Consider the following 19,973-nt stretch of genomic DNA (forward strand, 5'->3'; position numbering starts at 1 on the left):
TTTGTGGGCAGTAAAACTCCCACCTCAAAATTCAGGTGGAGCAAAGAAGTTAGGTGGGAGTCGGGCTGCCCGTAAACGCCCGATTGATGCGGGCTGATTAAAGTTTCACTTTATATAGAAATTCTTCCCTCTATGTTTTATCATAGAGGGTTATTTTTTTATGTAAAAATGATAGAAAATAATGAATAATATATGTGAAGGGAAAAGTGAGGTGAGCATGATTGAGGAAATTTTTAATTCCGTATTCCCATTCTTTATTAAGCTTATTTATTTCAATGACGATAGTTCAAATATACGATGAGAAGGGGATTTTCGAAGGAGGGCTATTTTCTATTTTTACGAATCTTTTTATTGCTATGGCCAACATGTTGGCTGCTACTTTGATAATTGGAATCCCTGTTGTTTTAGTTGGCTGTCTTCTTGGGGAGATATTGTTTAGGTGTGTTATTTTACCTGTAAAGCTACATTTTATTCCATCCTTAATTTTATATATTCTCTTAGCTATAAGTATTGTTTTTGGTTATGAAGTTATATCTGACGGGTTCCCTACAATATATGAAAATACGCGTATTGTTGTAATGATGTACTTTATGGGACTAACTGTCATTTGCTCTATTACATTTTTAGTAAGCAGGACTACATATGAAGAGAAATAAGGTGATTGTATGAAATACACTTGTCCATGCTGCGGGTATAGAACAATAGAAGAAGAACCACCAGGTACATATGAAATCTGTAACATATGTTATTGGGAAGATGATCCTGTTCAGTTTAACGATCATGACTTTGAAGGCGGAGCAAATGAGCCCTCGTTAAGACAAGCGCAGAGAAATTTCATTGCGTTTGGTGCTTGCGAGGAATGTTTCGTTGGATCAGTTAGAAAGCCGACTAGTGAAGATGTGAAGGATGCTAGCTGGAGAGAAATTTGTTAAGTGGTTTATAGGTAGAAAATGTTATTACTTATAGAAAGAGAAGTAATAACATTTTTTATTTAGTGATTAAAGAATTGGCACCGTCTTATAAAATAAAACAATAAAGCTGATAGGGTGGTAGGAAGACCAGCGTCGAAAAATGCTTGAAAACTAAAGGATAGGAAATCGACTCGTTAAAATTGTATTTCACATTTATGGGGATATTAGGAATTTATATAAATGTATAGATGTATAGTCTACGGAGTGTATTTAATGTTATCATATTGGATGATATGGAAATTTTTAATAGAAGAAGCAACTAACAATTCAAATGTAATGAAGCCTATATTGAATAAAAAAATACCTAGTAGTACTGAACAATATTAAAAATAAAATACGTATTTAGATAGAATTAGTAGAAATGAGGGTTTAAAAAGTAATGAACACGAGCATAACACGGCAAAAAATTTTAGCCGCCGCTTCTCAAATTGTTCAATTTAAAGGAGTAGCTAAGTTAACTTTAGAAGCAGTAGCAAAAGAGGCAGGTGTAAGTAAAGGTGGGTTATTGTATCACTTTTCAAATAAAGAAGCTTTAATAGAAGGCATGATACTTAAAGGGACAGAGGAGTATCATGGTGCTATTCATAATAAGGTAACGGAAGACACAGAGAAGAAAGGAAGGTGGGTTCGTTCTTTTGTAGAGGAAAGATTAAGTAATGAGAAAAGAACAGAAGAGTTGTGTAGTAGTATGATGGCAGCATTAATGCTAAAACCTGAATTACTTGAGCCATTACAACAAGCATTTCAGCAATTGCAAACTAAAATAGAAAATGATGAAATGGATTCTGTTTGTGCCACAATTATTAGATTAGCAGCTGATGGATTATGGTATTCGGAATATTTAGGGATTGGAAGACTAAGTTCTGAATTAAGAGAAAAAGTGATTCAAGCTCTTATCAATGCTTCCTATAAGTAGAATATACAAACTATAGAATAAAAAATAATTCCCCATTGGTTTATTTAATCCGATGGGGAATTATTTTTTTATTAGAATAATAGAACAATTTTGCAGGGTGTTGAATTATAACCGTCCAGACGGTATAGTAATATTTGGTTCAAAAGGAAAATGAAACAAAAAAAGAATAAAAAAATATTTTTAGCACACTATTCGAAAGGATAGGCCGCAAAGCTTAGAGTCTACGGTAATATATTGGTTACTAAGATCGTCTGGTTGCACATTTTTGATGCAACCGGACGGTCTTTTTTTGTTATATAAATATAAAAAATTAGGAGGAAATTATGCAAACGAAAAGTACTAAAAGGCACATTTCAATGGTTTCATTAGTTTTTCTAGTATTATTTTCAGTGCTGAATGTATGGGCTCCAGTTATTCAAGCCGCTGTGATAAAAAATCCAGTGGACGAGATTAATATTTCTCGTACTGATGGCACAACATCTGAACCATATCAGGCTTCAGATGGTATGAAAGTAGAAGTGAAGTGGTCAGCTAAAGAGCAAATAAAAAGTGGAGATCAATTCACAATTGATATGCCAAAAGAATTTAGAAAAGATCTTATGAATATGAGTTTTCCTTTAAAAGATGCTGAAGGCAAAACAGTTGGTATATGTGAGATGAAAAAGGGTCTATTAACGTGTACTATGGGTGATTATGTAGAAGGAAAGAATAACGTTAAAGGTTCTTTATTCGTAGAATTTTACTTTGGTCTAGAAGCATATGATGGTGTCCAAAAAATCCCATTAGAATTTAACGTTGATGGTCAAATCGTAAATAAAGAAGTAAGTGTAAGTAATACGACAGAGAGACCGAAGCCGCAGCCCAATACAGATAACCTATTGAAATGGGGTTCTTATAATCAAGAAGATCCGTCCATTGCTGATTGGCTTGTATATGTAAATGCAACTGGAACAGAAATGCAAGATCTTAAATTAACAGATACATTAGGACCTGGGCATGAGTTAATTACAGACAGTGTAGTATTAGAAGAGGCTGTATTTGAAGATGGTTATGCACCAACAAATATTAAGCCAGCAGATTTATCTAAAATTAAAATTAATGCAACGAAGACTGGATTTACAATTGAATTTCCAGACAGTTCAAAAGGTTATATTTTAAGATATAAAACAAAGATTACCAATCCCGCTGCAAAGCCTCATAAAAATACAGTGAAATTAGAAGGCAAAAATATTAAAACTGAAGAAAAAGTAGGAGAAGTATTCGTAAGTGGTGGGGGAGGAAGCGGTTCAGGCGAAGATAATCCACCTAGTATTGAAAAGAATATAGTTGATGAGAATGGTAAGCTTGTAGAGAATCAGCAGTTAGCGCAAATGGATCAACCTATTCAATATCAAGTTGGTACACATATACCAAACGATCCTCCTAAATACACATCTATGGTAATTAGTGATGATTTAGAAGATGTATTAGAAGTATTAGAGGCAAAAGTGTATGATCAAAATGGCCAAGATATTACTTCTAAAGGAACACTAAAGATAGATAAACAAAAAAGTGAAGTAGCATTTACGTTCGGTGAGAGTTTTGACTATAAGTCATATGAAGACCAGATAATTAACTTGAATATTAAGGCGAAAATTAAAGCTGATGCAGACTTATCTTCTTACGTAGATAAGAAGATTCCTAATAAAGCAGAATTACATTTTGATGATAAGAAATTAACATCAAATGAAGTAACGGTTACGCCGCCGGAACCTCCAAAAGAAGGTACAGTAGCTATTCATAAAATAGATGCTGAGGATCCGAATAAAGAGTTAACAGGTGCCGAATTTGAAGTTCGAAATAGTGAGGATAAGGTTGTTGCAGTACTGAAAACAGGCGAAAAAGGTTTTTCAGCCCCTCAAACTTTAGCACCTGGAACGTATAAAATTTATGAAAAAGTAGCACCTGAAGGATATCAAAAATTAACAAGTCCGGTAGAGGTTACACTTCAAGCTGGAGAAACAAAAACAATTGAAATTAAAAATACCATGCAAAAGGGTCAAATTGAATTAAAGAAAATTGATTCGGAAAATGGTGGTAAAGCATTAGCAAATGCAGAGTTTGATGTAGTAAAAGACGGTGTAGTAGTTGAACATATTATTACAGATAAAGACGGTAAGGCAATTTCTAAACCGTTAGCACCAGGAAAATATATTTTAAAAGAAACGAAAGCGCCCGAAGGATACCAATTAAAAGAAAAAGAGTTCGAAGTAAATGTAACAGGGGACGGCATATTCCCAATAACAGTAGAAAATGCAATGGTAGACAAAGGTAATGTAGAAATTACAAAAGTGGACAAAGAAAGCGGCGCAGTATTAGCGGGTGTCGAATTTGAAGTCCAAGATGAGAAAGATAAAGTGGTAAGAAAAGTAGTAACAGATAAAGATGGAAAAGCAAACGTTTCAGATCTATCAGTAGGAAAGTACAAATTAGTAGAGACGAAAAGCTTACCAGGTTACAAGAAACTAACAGAATCAGTATCATTTGAAATTAAAAAAGGTATGACGACAGTCCTATCATTGAAAGTAGAAAATGAGCAGTTAGACAAAGGCTCATTAGAAATTACAAAAGTAGATAAAGACAGCCAAAAAGCATTAGCAGGCGTAGTCTTCGAAGTGCAAGATGAAAAAGGAAAAGTGGTAAAAAAAGTAACGACAAATAAAGATGGAAAAGCGAATGTCTCAGACTTATCAGTAGGAAAATACAAATTAGTAGAGACGGAAAGCTTACCAGGTTACAAAAAATTAACAGAGCCAGTATCATTCGAAATTAAAAAAGGTATGACAGAAGTCTTATCACTGAAAGTAGAAAATGAGCAGTTAGATAAAGGCTCAGTAGAAATTATAAAAGTAGATAAAGACAGCCAAAAAGCATTAGAAGGTGTAGTCTTCGAAGTGCAAGATGAAGCTGGAAAAGTAATAAAGAAATTAACAACAGATAAAAGTGGAAAAGCAAAAATTGCAGACCTATCAGTAGGAAAGTACAAACTAGTAGAAGTAGAAAGTTTACCAGGCTATAAGAAACTAACAGAGCCAGTATCATTTGAAATCAAAAAAGGCATGATCGAGGTACTATCATTAAAAATAGAAAATGAAATGGTAGATACGGGAAATGTAGAGATAACGAAGATAGATAAAGATAATAAGGCGCCGTTAGCGGGAGTAGCGTTTGTTGTCCAAGATGAAAAGGGCAATGAGGTGAAAAAAGTAACGACAGATAAAGATGGAAAAGCAAATGTTTCAGATTTACCTGTAGGAAAGTATGAATTAGTAGAGGTAGAAAGTTTACCTGGTTATAAAAAGTTGGAAAAGCCAGTGTCATTTGAAATTAAAAAAGGTATGACGAAGTCTTTAACATTTACTGTAGAAAATGAAATGGTAGATACAGGGAATGTAGAAATCACAAAGATAGACAAAGATAGTAAAGCACCATTAGAAGGTGTTGTGTTTGAAGTACGTGATTCAAAAGGGAAAGTAGTTACTAAAGTAACAACGGATAAAGATGGAAAAGCAAATGCTTCAGATTTATCTATTGGAAAGTATGAGTTGGTGGAGGTAGAAACACCAGCCGGATACAAACCACTAGAAAAACCAATTTCATTCGAAATTGAAAAAGGTAGAGTTACAGCATTACAATTAACTGTCGAAAATGAATTAGTGGATACAGGAAATGTAGAAATTACAAAAGTAGACAAAGAAAATAAAGATGCTTTAGCTGATGCCGTATTTGAGATTCAAGACGAAGCAGGACAAGTAGTCGCTAAAATAACGACAGATAAAAAAGGGCACGCACAGGTTACTAATTTATCAGTTGGAACATACAAGTTGGTAGAAGTAAAAGCACCAAAAGGATATAAGCAATTAGTAGATCCTATTACTTTCCAAATTGAAAAAGGTATGACAAAATCTCTTGCTTTAACAGTAGAAAACGAAATGTTAGACAAGGGTAATGTAGAAATTACAAAAGTAGATAAAGAAGGCCAAAAAGCATTAGCGGGCGTAGTCTTTGAAGTACAAGATGAAGCAGGCAAAGTAGTAACAGAAGTAACGACAGATAAAGACGGAAAAGCAAAAGTCTCAGACTTATCTGTAGGCAAGTACAAATTAGTAGAAAAAGCAGGTTTACCGGGATACAAAAAACTAACAGAGCCAGTATCGTTCGAAATTACAAAAGGTATGACGAAAGTTTTATCATTGAAAGTAGAGAACGAACTGTTAGATAAAGGTTCAGTGGAAATTACAAAGGTGGACAAAGAAAGTGGCGCAATATTAGCGGGCGTAATTTTCGAAGTGCAAGATGAAAAAGATAAAGTAGTAACAAAAGTAACAACAGATAAAGATGGAAAAGCAACAATTTCAGATTTATCAGTAGGGAAATATAAGCTAGTAGAGGTAGAAAGCTTACCAGGATACAAAAAACTAGCGAAACCAGTATCGTTCGAAATTAAAAAAGGTATGACAGAAGTCCTATCATTGAAAGTAGAGAACGAAAAGTTAGATAAAGGTTCAGTAGAAATTACAAAAGTAGATAAAGACAGTCAAAAAGTATTAGAAGGCGTAGTCTTCGAAGTACAAGATGAGCAAGGAAAAGTAGTAACAGAAGTAACGACAGATAAAGAAGGAAAAGCAAAAATCTCAGACTTATCTGTAGGCAAGTACAAATTAGTAGAAAAAGCAGGCTTACCAGGATACAAAAAATTAACAGAACCAGTATCATTCGAAATTACAAAAGGTATGACGACAGTCCTATCAATGAAAGTAGAAAATGAGCAGTTAGATAAAGGCTCAGTAGAAATTACAAAAGTAGATAAAGACAGCCAAAAAGTATTAGCGGGCGTAGTCTTTGAAGTACAAGACGAAACTGGCAAAGTAGTAACAAAAGTAACAACAGATAAGGAAGGAAAAGCAAACGTTTCAGACTTATCTGTAGGAAAGTACAAATTAGTAGAGAAAGAAAGCTTACCAGGTTACAAAAAGTTAGCAGAACCAGTATCATTTGAAATTAAAAAAGGTATGACAGAAGTTCTATCATTAAAAATAGAAAATGAAATGGTAGATACGGGAAATGTAGAGATAACGAAGATAGATAAAGATAATAAGGTATCGTTAGCAGGTGTAGTCTTCGAAGTTCAAGACGAAACTGGCAAAGTAGTAACAAAAGTAACAACAGATAAGGAAGGGAAAGCAAACGTTTCAGACTTATCTGTAGGAAAGTACAAGCTGGTAGAAGTAGAGAGCTTACCAGGATACAAAAAATTAGAAAAGCCGGTACCATTTGAAATTAAAAAAGGTATGACAAAATCTCTAGCGTTCACTGTAGAAAACGAAATGGTGGATACGGGGAATGTTGAAATCACAAAAATAGACAAAGATAGTAAAGCACCATTAGAAGGTATTGTATTTGAAGTACGTGATTCAAAAGGGAAAGTAGTAACAAAAGTAAAAACGGATAAAGATGGAAAGGCAAACGTTTCAGATTTATCTATTGGAAAGTATGAGTTGGTGGAGGTAGAAACACCAGCCGGATACAAACCACTAGAAAAACCAATTTTATTCGAAATTGAAAAAGGTAGAGTTACAGCATTACAATTAACTGTCGAAAATGAATTAGTGGATACAGGAAATGTAGAAATTACAAAAGTAGACAAAGAAAATAAAGATGCTTTAGCTGATGCCGTATTTGAGATTCAAGACGAAGCAGGACAAGTAGTCGCTAAAATAACGACAGATAAAAAAGGACACGCACAAGTTACTAATTTATCAGTTGGAACATACAAGTTGGTAGAAGTAAAAGCACCAAAAGGATATAAGCAATTAGTAGATCCGATTACTTTCCAAATTGAAAAAGGTATGACAAAATCTCTTACTTTAACAGTAGAAAACGAAATGTTAGACAAGGGAAATGTAGAAATTACAAAAGTAGATAAAGAGAGCCAAAAAGCATTAGCGGGCGTAGTCTTTGAAGTACAAGATGAAGCAGGCAAAGTAGTAACAGAAGTAACGACAGATAAAGACGGAAAAGCAAAAGTCTCAGACTTATCTGTAGGCAAGTACAAATTAGTAGAGAAAGAAAGCTTACCAGGTTACAAGAAGTTAACAGAACCAGTATCATTTGAAATTACAAAAGGTATGACAGAAGTCCTATCGTTGAAAGTGGAGAATGAGCAGTTAGATAAAGGTTCAGTAGAAATTACAAAAGTAGATAAAGACAGTCAAAAAGCATTAGCAGGCGTAGTCTTCGAAGTGCAAGATGAGCAAGGCAAAGTAGTAACAGAAGTAACGACAGATAAAGAAGGAAAAGCAACAATTTCAGATTTATCTGTAGGAAAGTACAAATTAGTAGAGAAGGAAAACTTACCAGGATACAAAAAATTAACAGAACCAGTATCATTTGAAATTACAAAAGGTATGACGAAAGTTTTATCATTGAAAGTAGAGAATGAACAGTTAGATAAAGGTTCAGTGGAAATTACAAAAATGGCTGCTGAAAGCAAGAATATATTATCAGGAGCTGTGTTTGAAGTTCATGATGAAAAAGGTAAAGTAGTAGCGAGAGTAACAACAGATAAAGAAGGAAAAGCAAAAGTCTCAGATCTATCTGTAGGTAACTACACACTTGTAGAAGTAGAAGCACCAAAAGGATATGAAAAATTAACTAATCCAATTCCATTTGAAATCACAAAAGGAATGATAAATTCAGTTCAATTAGAAGTATTAAACGAATTGAGTCATTTAGCACCACCAGGTCCAGAAAAACCAGATCCAGAGAAACCGGAAAAACCAGATCCAGAAAAACCGGAAAAACCAGATCCAGAGAAGCCTGGAACAACAGATCCAGAGAAGCCTGGAACAACAGATCCAGAAAAACCGGAAACAACAGATCCAGAAAAACCGGAAACAACAGATCCAGAGAAGCCTGGGACAACAGATCCAGAGAAACCTGGAACAATGAATCCAGAGAAGCCTGGAACAACAGATCCAGAGAAACCTGGAACAACGAATCCAGAGAAGCCTGGAACAACAGATCCAGAGAAACCTGGAACAACGAACCCAGAGAAGCCTGGAACAATGAATCCAGAGAAACCTGAAAAAGAATTACCGAAGACAGGGCAGAAAATGCCTGTGGAACCATATATGGGAGCACTTCTTGTAATGATGAGTTTTGGATTACTCGTATTAGGTAGAAAACAGCAAAGATAATAAAAGTGAAAAGGTATCCTCAAAGTATTTGAGGATACCTTTTTTATCTTTATTTGGCATAAAAAAAGCATCTAGCAAAAGAATTAGCTGCAAATAAAAAACACAAGGGAAGATAAATGTCTTCCCGCTTCACGAATGTGCTTATTTCAAAAAAAGTATAAAAACTAGCTTTATTATATATATTTGATGTGTAAAGGTATGGAAGGAAAAGGTTATACGTTTTCGTAGTGTTTTGTTGAAAAAAGAGCAATCTATGTAATTAATTTTAATGATTTAGGAAATAAATCCCGTTCTTAAAGCGTTTGAAGAGCGATAGTCCAATAGTAGGTGGGAGATGAAATTAGGGTTGGAATCTTATTGGATCTTAAAATGTAGAGGGCGGAAAATAATGTAAAAAAAACTATTGTATGTTTAAAAACCTTATGTTACATTTGTGTTACAAGAGAGTTACGAATTGTGACTTTTGTTACGGTTTGTTTTCTTTTGCTTTTCGGTATGTTACAGATTATAGTTCTTATTCCAATTAGCTGAGAGTGTTTAAAGCTGAAGAAATAGCAAACTATAAACGAAAAATGATTTTTCTGTGTGTATAAGAGTGTGTGTAGTAAAGATTCTGAGTAAGGGCTTTATTAAAATTCCTTTCTGTCTTAAAAGAAGAAGAAAACCAACTACCAACTATTTAGGAGTTTTAAGTAATGATAGTAAATGAAATGTACAGTACATATTTACTTTCAGTCTAATTACTACACAGACTTTTATACATATGATGTTATTGTTTTAGTTATATATAGGGGGAGAGAAAATGAGAAAGTTATTAACGGTAATTGGACTTACGTTTTTAATGCTAGCTGGATGTAGTAATGGGGATTTTGACAAAGCAATGGATGAAGGGAAGACCGCGTTAACGAATAAAGAATATAAAAATGCTTTATCATCATTTGAACGAGCATTAGATGAGAAAAAAGGTGATTCAGATGCAACAGTGCTTGTAGAACAAACGAAAGTAATGATTGAAGCAGTGAAGTTAAAAGAAGAAACAAAGGTAGAAGAATCAATCAAGTCATTTGAAAAAGTAGAGAACATGAAGAATGGAAATAATACGCTTATAAAACAAGCAAAGGAAGAACGAACAGCATTAGTAGCGATCTTAGAACAAAAAAAGAATTATAGCGAGCAACTGGTGAAAAGCGAAGAGTTAATAAGTAAGAAAAATGATGCAGAAGCGAAAGAGATGTTAAATAAGGTAGTTTCAGAAACAAAAGATAACAAGAACCTTGAAGAATATAATAAAAAGGCTTTAGGATTAATCACTAAAATTGGTGAAGAGGAAAAAACTGCAAAGAGTGTAACGACAGCAGCGAAGGCACAAAAAAATGATGCAGTAACGAGTCAAAAGGTAGCGACAGAAAAGAACCAAAAAGCAGAGACAGAAAAAAATCAAAAGGCAGTAACAGAAAAGAACCAAAAAACAGAGACAGAAAAAAATCAAAAGGTAGTAACAGAAAAGAACCAAAAAACAGAGACAGAAAAGAATCAGAAGGTAGTAACAGAAAAGAACCAAAAAGTAGAGACAGGGAAGAATCAAGATGCATTTACTTTTGAGAAAGCTAAAGAATATATCAAAAATGAATATAAAGAAGAATATAATTACACGCTAGAGGATACGCAAGTAGAAAATAGAAAGAAATATTATCAAATTAGAGTGCGTACGACATATAAAATAGAAGGCGCAGCTGGAGCAGGATTTACTGGCGTATTCAAGGTGTTCGAAGATGGTACAATTGTTGAAATGCACTAAATTGATGAAAAAGGTATCCTCAAAGTATATGAGGGTACCTTTTTAGCATAAAAAAAGGCATCTAGCAAAAGTACTAGATGCAAATAAAAACACAAGGGAAGACAAAATTCTTCCCGTTTCCCGTAAGTAATTATATCAAAAAAATTATAAAAAACTAGCTTTATTTTTAATATAATGAATGTGTGAGGCTATGAAAGTAAAGGATTACACTATTTTCATAGTGTTTTATTAAAAAGGAGTTGTATAAATGATTAATTTCAAGCCAGAAAATTTAAACCAACTATTAAAAGTGACGCTTATAAGTGCGAATAAGTCTTATGATGCGATTAAAGAGTATGAATTTACGGGAGAAGCAGTAGTATTCCGTGTAGACTTCGAATATATTGACGTTTCTCTAATGATTATAGATATGTTAGGAAGAACTGCTTCTAAATTTAACATTTTGCCATACGCTCGCCCTAATACGAATGAGATAGATTACATTCAGTTTCAGGTGTATTCCATTAATGAAGGGAATTTTAAAGAAATGCTCGACACAATGTAAGAAACTATAATTTTACAAAACTGTATATAACAACTAATATATAATTAATAAATTCATATAATTGGAGTGATGAGATGCAGCCGTTAGAGAGGGAGATTCATTCTAATATGCTAAAAGTGTGGAGAATTCATGCTTTAATTGGGGCGGCAGTTATACTAGCAGTCGTAATTGCGTATTTCTTTTTTATGATTAACTTTAACTGGTGGGGCTGGTTGTTTGGATTGTTAGTGACAGGAGCAGTTATATACATACCACTCGACTATTTTGTATTTCCAAATTTACGTCAACGTTATTATAGTTACAGATTAAATGAAGAAGAGATTGAGATTCAAAAGGGAATGTTCGTTGCAAAACGCGTACTTATTCCGATGATCCGCGTGCAGCACGTAACGATTGAGCAAGGACCGATTATGAGAAAGTATAATTTAGCAGAATTACATATTTCAACAGCGGCAACTTCTCATAGTATTCCAGGCTTAACGAAAGAAGAAGCAGAGCAGTTGAAAAGACAAATTGGAGAGCTTGCGAAGGTGAGTGATGAGGGTGTATAAGAGGCAACATCCGATTACGATATTGTTAGGTATTAGAATTGCGACTTTGTTGCCTTTTATTTTTCTTGTTTTATTTCGTTCAGATGGTGAAGTAAAACCTTGGTATTTCTTACATCTTGTTCTTTTGGCCATATTATTTATTATGGCAATTTTCTCAGCTATAAAATGGTATTTCAAAGTGTACTGGGTTGAAAATAATATTGTACATATTAAACACGGTGTTTTTGTGAAGAAGGAAAGTTATTTAAATAAAGATCGTGTGCAAAACATTAGTACATCTTCTAATGTCATTTATCAAATGCTTGGGCTTACGAAATTAAATATAGAAGTAGCGGGCGGCGGTAGTGAGCCGGAAGTGATGTTAGCTGGTATTAAAGAAGATGAAGCGAAGGAACTGATTGCCTTATTAAATAAAAAAAGAAGCGCTGCGAGTGAAGAAGTACCCAGGGCAGAAGAAAGTAAGACGATTTATCAGTTAACGATGAAAGAGATTTTAGTAGCTTCCATTACGTCTGGTAGATTCGGATTAGTGTTTTCTGGATTACTTCTTATTTACACAGAGTTTAATCAATTTCTTCCAGAATGGCTCATAAATAAAGTGGAAGCGTATGTGATGGATAACGGTGTATATGAATTAATCGTTATGGCCGCGATTTTAATGGCGGTTTCGTGGGTCGTTTCGACAGCTGGTTATGCGCTAAAATATGCGAACTTTAAAATAGAGCGAAACAGAAATGAAATTCGTATTGTGCAAGGGTTATTTGATAAGAAAGAGTTTGTCTTAAAGCTCCACCGCATTCAAGCAATTACTGTGAAAGAAGGAATTCTCCGCCAGCCTTTCGGTTATTGCTCTGTCGAAGTGGAAGTCATTCAAAGTATAGAAGCGGCAGGGAATGAAGTGATGTTACATCCTTTTATGAAGAAAAAAGATGTACAGCAGCTACTTGCCTATTTACAGTTGCCATATGAAATAGAAGAGGAAATCGTTCATTTACCGAAGGCTGCATTACGCCGTTACGTCGTAATGGGCTGGATTACAAGTGCTGTGCTCGCTGTGCCAATCGCTGGTGCGAGTATATATTTTAAACAACATACTGCGTTGTTCGTTCTTATACCGCTATTTATTGTATTTACAATACTTGCATACGCTAGATATAAAAGTGGTGGATATATGATACGAGACAATCAGTTAGTAATGGTGCACCGAGGTCTCGCGAAATATACAGGGATCATGCGAAGAAGGCATGTTCAAGTAGTAGGATATAATCAGTCGCATTTTCAAAAGAAAGATGAGTTATGTACAGCTGCTGTAGCGGTGGCGGGACATGGTTATGAAGTGAAGCATATGCGAAAAGAAGACGCGCTTCGCATATATAATTGGTACAAAGAAAAAGGAAACACCGTGTAATGGTGTTTCCTTTTTGTGTGTCGTCATTTGTCGATAAGTCGATATATTCGAAAAATCGCTAATATAATTTCATGTAGCCAGGTCTCTAAACTCAGAAACTTAAACTAACACATCAAAAGTAGTCACGAACGACGGGCGAGAGAAAATACTTTTTTGCTGTTCTGCATGTGGATGCGCCTGAGCCTGAGCTTGTCCCTCTGCTTGTGCAGGGCGTTTTTTATGAGCGTTTTCGAATGAACGTGATTCTGTCCAGTCTTTAAAGTTTTGCTCAGTTTCCCACATCGTTAAGATGACATATGTATCATTACTTAATGGGCGAAGAACACGGATTGCTTGGAAGCCAGGCTCATTTTCGATTAGACCAGCACGGTTTTTAAAACGGTTTTCAAATACAGGGCGACCTTCGTCTGTTACAGAAATGTTGTTACAAACGATGTAGCCAGGTTGTCCTTTAAATTCTCCAACAGCGTCTAATACGTCATACTGAAGTGTGGATTCCACAGATTCTTCAGTATTTTCTTTATAAAACATATCTTTTTCGTTATTTTTTGCAGTGAAATGTGCTTGTTCTAGAGGTGTTTCGTATGAAATAATAGCCTTCATTTTAATGCCCCCTTTATGGTTTGTCTCTATTATATCAATTCTCTTAAAAAACTTCGAAGATTATATACATAAAGATACTTCTTTTTCAAATAATAAATGTACCATCATTTGGAAAGAAGGCCGATGTATGAAGAAAGCAAAGTGGACTTTATTAGGCGGGGTAGCAACGTTGGTAGTAGCGATTGTACTCTATAAACTTATTGTGTTAACTGGTGGCTATATGATGGATGAAAAGCAGCTTGTTTTCCACTCTTCATCACGTATCGTTGACCAGAAAGGAAAAGAAATTACGAAGTTATATGTAGAAAATAGAGAGCTCGTGCCGATTGAAGAAATTCCAAAGTACGTGCAGCAAGCATTTATTGCTGTGGAAGATGCTCGTTTTTATGAGCATCAAGGAATTGATTACCCTTCTATATTTCGGGCGCTTTATAAAGACGCGTTAGCTGGAGAGAAGGTAGAAGGCGGTAGTACGATTACGCAGCAACTAGCTAAAAATGTCTTTTTAACTCGCGAAAAAACATTTACGCGTAAATTGAAAGAGGTCGCAATTTCTCTTCAATTAGAGCAAAAATATACGAAGCAGCAAATTCTTGAAATGTATATGAACCATATTTATTTCGGTCATGGGGCATATGGTATCCAAGCGGCAGCAAAGTTGTATTTTAATAAAAATGTAGAAGATTTAACAGTGGAAGAGGGAGCTATGCTTGCAGGGCTTCCGAAAGCACCAAATGGCTATTCACCGTACTTATCCCTAGAAAAGAGTAAAGGGCGCCGTGATCTTGTTTTGTCACTTATGCATAAACAAGGCTATTTAACAGCGGAAGATAGTGTTCGTTACCAAGGGAAAACAATCGCTCTTTATAAAAATTCAGATGAACGTGAACTCGCATATATGCCGTATATCGATATGGTTATAGATGAAGCGGCGCGTTTATATGGTTTATCGCATCAAGAAGTACTGCGCGGAGGATATACGTTTGTCGTACCGATGGATGAAAAAGTTCAAAAGGTAGCATATAACCAGTTTCAAGATGCGAGAAATTTCCCTGGTAAAGAAAACGGGGCGCAAGGTGCATTTTTATTAATGGATAATCAGACTGGCGGAATTAAAGCCGCGATTGGCGGAAGAGAGTATGTTCCGAGAGGGCTTAATCGCGTTTTTGCAAAGCGGCAGCCTGGTTCTGTTTTAAAGCCGCTTATCGTATATGGACCTGCACTTGAGACGAAGAAATATAATCCATATTCTTTATTAACGAATGAAAAAAGTTCGTTTGAAGGTTATGAACCTCGAAATTATAATCATGAGTATACGAAAGAGATGACGATGTACGATGCGGTATTAGAATCGGCAAATGTGCCAGCTGTATCTTTATTAAATGAATTAGGGGTAGATGAGGGAAAGCAATATTTAGAGAAAGGGAATGTTCATATTGCGGACTCAGGTTTAAGCACAGCACTTGGCGGGCTGAAAAATGGTGTGTCTCCATTTGATCTTGTCAAAATGTACCGATCTTTTTTAGCAAACGGGAATATTATCGAACCGCACGTTATCGATAAAGTATTAAATAGACACGGAGCAGTCATTGGAGAATCATCAAAAGCTGAAACGAAAGTCTTTTCGAAGCAAACGGCATGGTATATGACAAAGATGCTTGAAGGAGTTGTGAAAGAAGGTACGGCGAAAGCTGGCGTATATAATGGAGCTTTAGCTGGAAAAACAGGCACAACTTCATTGCCGAATGATGACAATGGTGCGCGTGATATGTGGTTCGTTGGATATACACCGAATTTAGTAGGTGCAGTTTGGATTGGCTATGACCGCACCGATAAAGAGCATCAATTACAAGATGGAAATGCATCTGCAACGATGTTATTTAAAAAGATTTTAACGAAAGCAAACATACAAGATAAAGCGAGTTTTCATAGGCCAAAAGGTGTTGAAACAATTGGACTGCCAATTCGTTTAGATAAGATTCAAAACGTGGAAGCAAAACTAGCATTTAGTCCTTTCGGTTTATTTGCAATGAAACTAAGCTGGACGCCGCTTCCTGATGAGCGAATTATGTATCGGATTTATAAAGTTGAAAAAGGAATTCATACTCACGTTGGAACGGCAAAAGGAACAGGGAAATATGAGGAGAAGTTTATTAATATATTCTCAAAACCAAGTTTTTACGTTGTGCCATATAACACACAAACGAACCGTGAAGGAGAAAAGTCAAAAGTAGCTAAACCGTAGTTTTTCTCTGTGCTATAATAAGAATGTTGTGAAAATAGTAAACGTTTTTACGAACGTTTGTGTCAATTTAATGAACAACGTACATAATGTTATGCATTTTGTTTTTACAAGCTGTATAGTAAAAAAAGATAAATATCGGAATAGAGCATATTTAAAGAAAAAGCATTGGTAAGGAAGGGAGCTAGGGTCTTGGTAAGAACTATAAATGAGACATTTTTAAAAGCATGTAGGGGGGAACGTACAGAGTATGTACCAGCATGGTATATGCGTCAAGCAGGTCGTTCACAGCCGGAATATAGAAAGATAAAAGAGAAATATTCTTTATTTGAAATTACACATAATCCAGAGTTGTGCGCTTACGTTACAAAGTTGCCAGTTGATCAATATAACGTAGACGCAGCAATTCTTTATAAAGATATTATGTCACCACTACCTGCAATTGGTGTTGATGTGGAAATTAAATCTGGCATTGGTCCAGTTATCGATAGTCCAATCCGTTCTTTACAAGACGTAGAAAAATTAGGGGAAATCAATCCAGAAGATGACGTACCTTACATACTAGATACAATTCGTTTATTAACGACAGAAATGTTAGATGTACCGTTAATCGGTTTTTCAGGAGCTCCATTTACGTTAGCGAGCTATATGATTGAAGGCGGTCCTTCTCGTAACTATCATAATACGAAAGCGTTTATGTATGCAGAGCCGAAAGCGTGGTTCGCTTTAATGGATAAGCTTGCAGATATGGTTATTACATATTTAAAAGCGCAAATTAACGCAGGAGTAAAAGCGGTTCAAATTTTCGATTCTTGGGTTGGAGCAGTAAATGTAGCGGATTACCGTATATTTATTAAACCAGCGATGGAGCGTATTTTTGCAGAAGTTCGTAAGGTGGGTGTTCCAATGATTATGCACGGCGTAGGTGCTGCACATTTAGTGAATGAATGGCACGACTTACCGCTTGATGTAGTAGGCTTAGATTGGCGCTTACCGATTGAAGAAGCACGCGCACGTGGTGTTCACAAGGCGGTACAAGGAAATATGGATCCTTCATTCTTATTAGCACCTTGGCCTGTTATTGAAGAACATGTAAAAGGTATTTTAGATCAAGGGATGAAGCAGCCAGGTTATATCTTTAACTTAGGTCACGGCGTATTCCCAGAAGTAAATCCAGATACATTAAAACGCTTAACTACATTTATTCATGAGTACTCTAAAGAACAGTTAGCGAAGTAAAGGAGATTGTCTGTATGAAAAAGAAAATTGGTTTGCTTGTAATGGCATACGGAACGCCATATAAAGAAGAAGATATTGAACGTTACTATACACATATTCGCAGAGGAAGAAAGCCAAGTCCTGAGATGCTAGAAGATTTAACAGAGCGTTACCGTGCAATTGGTGGTATTTCTCCTTTAGCTACTATTACATTAGAGCAAGCTAAAAAGTTAGAAACGCGTTTAAATGAAATACAAGATGAAGTAGAGTACCACATGTATCTTGGTTTAAAACATATTGAACCGTTCATTGAAGATGCAGTACAAGCTATGCATAAAGATGGAATAGAAGATGCAATTGCACTCGTTCTTGCCCCTCACTATTCTACTTTTAGCGTGAAGTCGTATGTAGGACGAGCGCAAGAAGAAGCAGGAAAACTTGGAAACTTAACAATTCACGGCATCGATAGCTGGTATAAAGAACCGAAATTTATTCAGTATTGGGTCGATGCAGTGAAAGGTATATATAACGGTATGTCAGAAGCAGAACGTGAAAAAGCAGTGTTAATCGTATCTGCACATAGCTTACCAGAAAAAATTATCGCACTCAGCGATCCATATCCAGATCAACTAAATGAAACAGCGGACTATATTGCACGTGGTGCTGAAGTAGCAAATTATGCAGTAGGTTGGCAAAGTGCCGGAAATACACCAGATCCTTGGATTGGTCCAGATGTACAAGATTTAACGAGAGAATTAAATGAAAAGTACGGCTACAATTCATTCGTATATGCACCAGTTGGATTTGTTGCGGAACATTTAGAAGTTTTATATGACAATGACTTTGAGTGTAAAGTTGTAACGGATGAAATTGGCGCGAAATATTATCGTCCAGAAATGCCAAACGCATCGGACGCATTTATCGACTGTTTAGCAGATGTTGTATTAAAGAAAAAAGAATCTGTAATGTAAGTAGAAAGGGGGAGCTTACTTGAGGAAAAAAGTTGTGATCATCGGCGGTGGCATCACAGGATTAACAACAATGTATAACTTACAAAAAGAAATTCGTGAAAAAAACTTGCCGATAGATGCATTGCTTATAGAAGCGTCTGGTAAACTTGGCGGGAAAATTCAAACCGTTCAAAAAGATGGATTTACAATTGAACGCGGTCCTGATTCTTTCTTAGCAAGAAAAGAGAGTGCAGCTAAATTAGTGAAAGAATTAGGACTTGATGCTGAACTTGTAAATAATAAGGCTGGTCAATCGTTCGTTCTCGTAAACAATCGGTTACATAAAATGCCGAGCGGTTCAATGATGGGAATTCCAACGCAAATTACGCCGTTTCTATTTTCCGGATTGTTCTCCCCAATTGGTAAACTAAGAGCTGGTTTTGACTTATTAATGCCTAGATCAAAACCAGTTTCTGATCAATCACTCGGGCAGTTTTTCAGGCATCGCCTTGGAAATGAAGTCGTTGAAAATTTAATTGAGCCATTATTATCTGGTATTTATGCAGGGGATATTGATGAAATGAGTTTAATGTCAACATTCCCTCAAATTTATCAAATTGAACAGGAGCACCGTAGTATTTCACTCGGTATGCGTACGCTCGCTCCAAAGCAAGAGAAGGCTGAATTGAAAAAAGGAATATTTAAAACTGTGAAAACCGGTTTAGAATCTATAGTAGAATCTCTTGAAACGAAGATTCCTAATGATATGGTAATGAAGGGAACTCGTATCGAAAAGGTTGCAAAACTTGGTGATAGTTATACGATTACGCTTAGTAACGGAAAAGAAATGGAAGCAGACGCGATTGTAGTTGCGACGCCGCATAAAGTATTGCCATCTATGTTTGCGCAGTATAAGCAGTTTCGTTTCTTCCGTAACATTCCGTCTACATCAGTTGCAAACGTGGCACTTGCTTTCCAAAAGTCTGCAATTCAGCGTGATATTGATGGTACCGGATTTGTCGTATCAAGAAATAGTGATTATACAATTACAGCGTGTACGTGGACACATAAAAAATGGCCACATACAACGCCAGAGGGAAAAACGCTTCTTCGCTGTTACGTCGGACGCCCAGGTGATGAAGCGATTGTTGAACAAACTGACGAAGAAATTGTACAGCTCGTATTAGAGGACTTACAAAAGACAATGGATATTACAGAGGATCCAGAGTTTACAATTGTAAGCCGCTGGAAAGAAGCCATGCCTCAATATACAGTAGGCCATAAAGAGCGAATGAAAAAGCTCACAACATTTATGGAGGAAGAATTGCCAGGTGTGTATTTGGCAGGTAGTTCTTACGCTGGTTCTGGTCTTCCGGCTTGTATTGAGCAAGGTGAGTTAGCGGCGAAACGTGTGTTATTTCATTTAGAGAAAGTAATGGAGACTAAATTAGTCGCACATTAAAATATTTCAAACAAAACGCCTTCAATTATATTGAAGGCGTTTTGTTTATTGGATAAAATACCTTTAGTCAAT

13 protein-coding genes and 1 riboswitch are annotated in these 19,973 nt (G+C 35.7%); of the genes, 12 read left to right on the forward strand and 1 reads right to left on the reverse strand.

What is annotated here, in order from left to right:
* Nucleotides 1-221: 221 nt before the first annotated feature.
* The 8 genes from QCI77_RS05445 (at nt 222) to QCI77_RS05480 (ending at nt 13,426) form a co-directional block, all read left to right on the forward strand.
* Nucleotides 222-656 (forward strand): hypothetical protein, encoded by a 435-nt coding sequence (locus QCI77_RS05445; RefSeq protein WP_002087154.1) that lies wholly within the window; start codon nt 222-224, stop codon nt 654-656.
* A 9-nt stretch (nt 657-665) separates the two neighbouring features.
* The gene (locus QCI77_RS05450) at nt 666-932 is read left to right on the forward strand and encodes a CPCC family cysteine-rich protein (RefSeq protein WP_002188651.1); all 267 of its coding nucleotides are present in this window, start codon (nt 666-668) and stop codon (nt 930-932) included.
* Nucleotides 933-1,350: 418 nt separating this feature from the next.
* On the forward strand, nt 1,351-1,887 hold the full coding sequence (locus tag QCI77_RS05455; protein ID WP_215590879.1) for a TetR/AcrR family transcriptional regulator: 537 nt from the start codon (nt 1,351-1,353) through the stop codon (nt 1,885-1,887).
* A gap of 172 nt (nt 1,888-2,059) precedes the next feature.
* Nucleotides 2,060-2,150: riboswitch (cyclic di-GMP riboswitch) on the forward strand.
* A gap of 60 nt (nt 2,151-2,210) precedes the next feature.
* Nucleotides 2,211-9,125 (forward strand): SpaA isopeptide-forming pilin-related protein, encoded by a 6,915-nt coding sequence (locus QCI77_RS05460; RefSeq protein ID WP_353824630.1) that lies wholly within the window; start codon nt 2,211-2,213, stop codon nt 9,123-9,125.
* An 802-nt stretch (nt 9,126-9,927) separates the two neighbouring features.
* Nucleotides 9,928-10,923, forward strand: coding sequence for a hypothetical protein (locus QCI77_RS05465; RefSeq protein WP_353824631.1), 996 nt, complete (start codon nt 9,928-9,930; stop codon nt 10,921-10,923).
* A gap of 247 nt (nt 10,924-11,170) precedes the next feature.
* A complete protein-coding gene (locus QCI77_RS05470) occupies nt 11,171-11,467 on the forward strand; it encodes a hypothetical protein (RefSeq protein ID WP_003187801.1) in 297 nt (98 codons plus the stop codon).
* A 74-nt stretch (nt 11,468-11,541) separates the two neighbouring features.
* Nucleotides 11,542-12,018 (forward strand): PH domain-containing protein, encoded by a 477-nt coding sequence (locus QCI77_RS05475; protein WP_353824632.1) that lies wholly within the window; start codon nt 11,542-11,544, stop codon nt 12,016-12,018.
* Complete coding sequence (locus QCI77_RS05480; protein ID WP_353824633.1) at nt 12,011-13,426, forward strand: PH domain-containing protein; 1,416 nt, start codon at nt 12,011-12,013, stop codon at nt 13,424-13,426. The genes QCI77_RS05475 and QCI77_RS05480 overlap by 8 nt, the downstream gene beginning before the upstream one ends.
* A 99-nt stretch (nt 13,427-13,525) precedes the next feature.
* On the opposite strand, the gene hmoB is transcribed toward QCI77_RS05480, so the two are convergent.
* Nucleotides 13,526-14,029, reverse strand: a complete 504-nt coding sequence (gene hmoB, locus QCI77_RS05485) for a heme-degrading monooxygenase HmoB (RefSeq protein ID WP_002087141.1) — start codon at nt 14,027-14,029, stop codon at nt 13,526-13,528.
* Nucleotides 14,030-14,156: 127 nt separating this feature from the next.
* On the opposite strand from hmoB, the gene QCI77_RS05490 reads away from it, so the two are divergent.
* The 4 genes from QCI77_RS05490 to hemY all read left to right on the forward strand — a co-directional run bounded on the left by QCI77_RS05490 (nt 14,157) and on the right by hemY (nt 19,901).
* A complete protein-coding gene (locus QCI77_RS05490; protein WP_002140738.1) occupies nt 14,157-16,274 on the forward strand; it encodes a transglycosylase domain-containing protein in 2,118 nt (705 codons plus the stop codon).
* A gap of 189 nt (nt 16,275-16,463) precedes the next feature.
* Nucleotides 16,464-17,510, forward strand: coding sequence for a uroporphyrinogen decarboxylase (hemE, locus tag QCI77_RS05495; RefSeq protein WP_016101582.1), 1,047 nt, complete (start codon nt 16,464-16,466; stop codon nt 17,508-17,510).
* Between the two features lie 14 nt (nt 17,511-17,524).
* Nucleotides 17,525-18,460 carry a ferrochelatase gene (gene hemH, locus QCI77_RS05500; RefSeq protein WP_353824634.1) on the forward strand — a complete coding sequence of 312 codons (936 nt, stop codon included), beginning with the start codon at nt 17,525-17,527 and terminating at the stop codon, nt 18,458-18,460.
* 19 nt (nt 18,461-18,479) lie between these two features.
* Nucleotides 18,480-19,901 (forward strand): protoporphyrinogen oxidase, encoded by a 1,422-nt coding sequence (gene hemY, locus QCI77_RS05505; protein WP_215600947.1) that lies wholly within the window; start codon nt 18,480-18,482, stop codon nt 19,899-19,901.
* The last annotated feature ends 72 nt before the right edge of the window (nt 19,902-19,973 follow it).

It is taken from the genome of Bacillus cereus group sp. MG9 (genome assembly GCF_040459995.1).
Taxonomy (GTDB): domain Bacteria; phylum Bacillota; class Bacilli; order Bacillales; family Bacillaceae_G; genus Bacillus_A; species Bacillus_A mycoides.

What these genes read in the sequence shown, in the direction of transcription:
- QCI77_RS05470 (WP_003187801.1), top strand. Translation starts at nt 11,171, where the DNA reads ATGATTAATTTCAAGCCAGAAAATTTAAACCAACTATTAAAAGTGACG.
- QCI77_RS05490 (WP_002140738.1), top strand. Translation starts at nt 14,157, where the DNA reads ATGAAGAAAGCAAAGTGGACTTTATTAGGCGGGGTAGCAACGTTGGTA.
- QCI77_RS05455 (WP_215590879.1), top strand. Translation starts at nt 1,351, where the DNA reads ATGAACACGAGCATAACACGGCAAAAAATTTTAGCCGCCGCTTCTCAA.
- QCI77_RS05450 (WP_002188651.1), top strand. Translation starts at nt 666, where the DNA reads ATGAAATACACTTGTCCATGCTGCGGGTATAGAACAATAGAAGAAGAA.
- hmoB (WP_002087141.1), bottom strand. Translation starts at nt 14,029, where the DNA reads ATGAAGGCTATTATTTCATACGAAACACCTCTAGAACAAGCACATTTC.
- hemH (WP_353824634.1), top strand. Translation starts at nt 17,525, where the DNA reads ATGAAAAAGAAAATTGGTTTGCTTGTAATGGCATACGGAACGCCATAT.
- QCI77_RS05475 (WP_353824632.1), top strand. Translation starts at nt 11,542, where the DNA reads ATGCAGCCGTTAGAGAGGGAGATTCATTCTAATATGCTAAAAGTGTGG.
- QCI77_RS05460 (WP_353824630.1), top strand. Translation starts at nt 2,211, where the DNA reads ATGCAAACGAAAAGTACTAAAAGGCACATTTCAATGGTTTCATTAGTT.
- QCI77_RS05465 (WP_353824631.1), top strand. Translation starts at nt 9,928, where the DNA reads ATGAGAAAGTTATTAACGGTAATTGGACTTACGTTTTTAATGCTAGCT.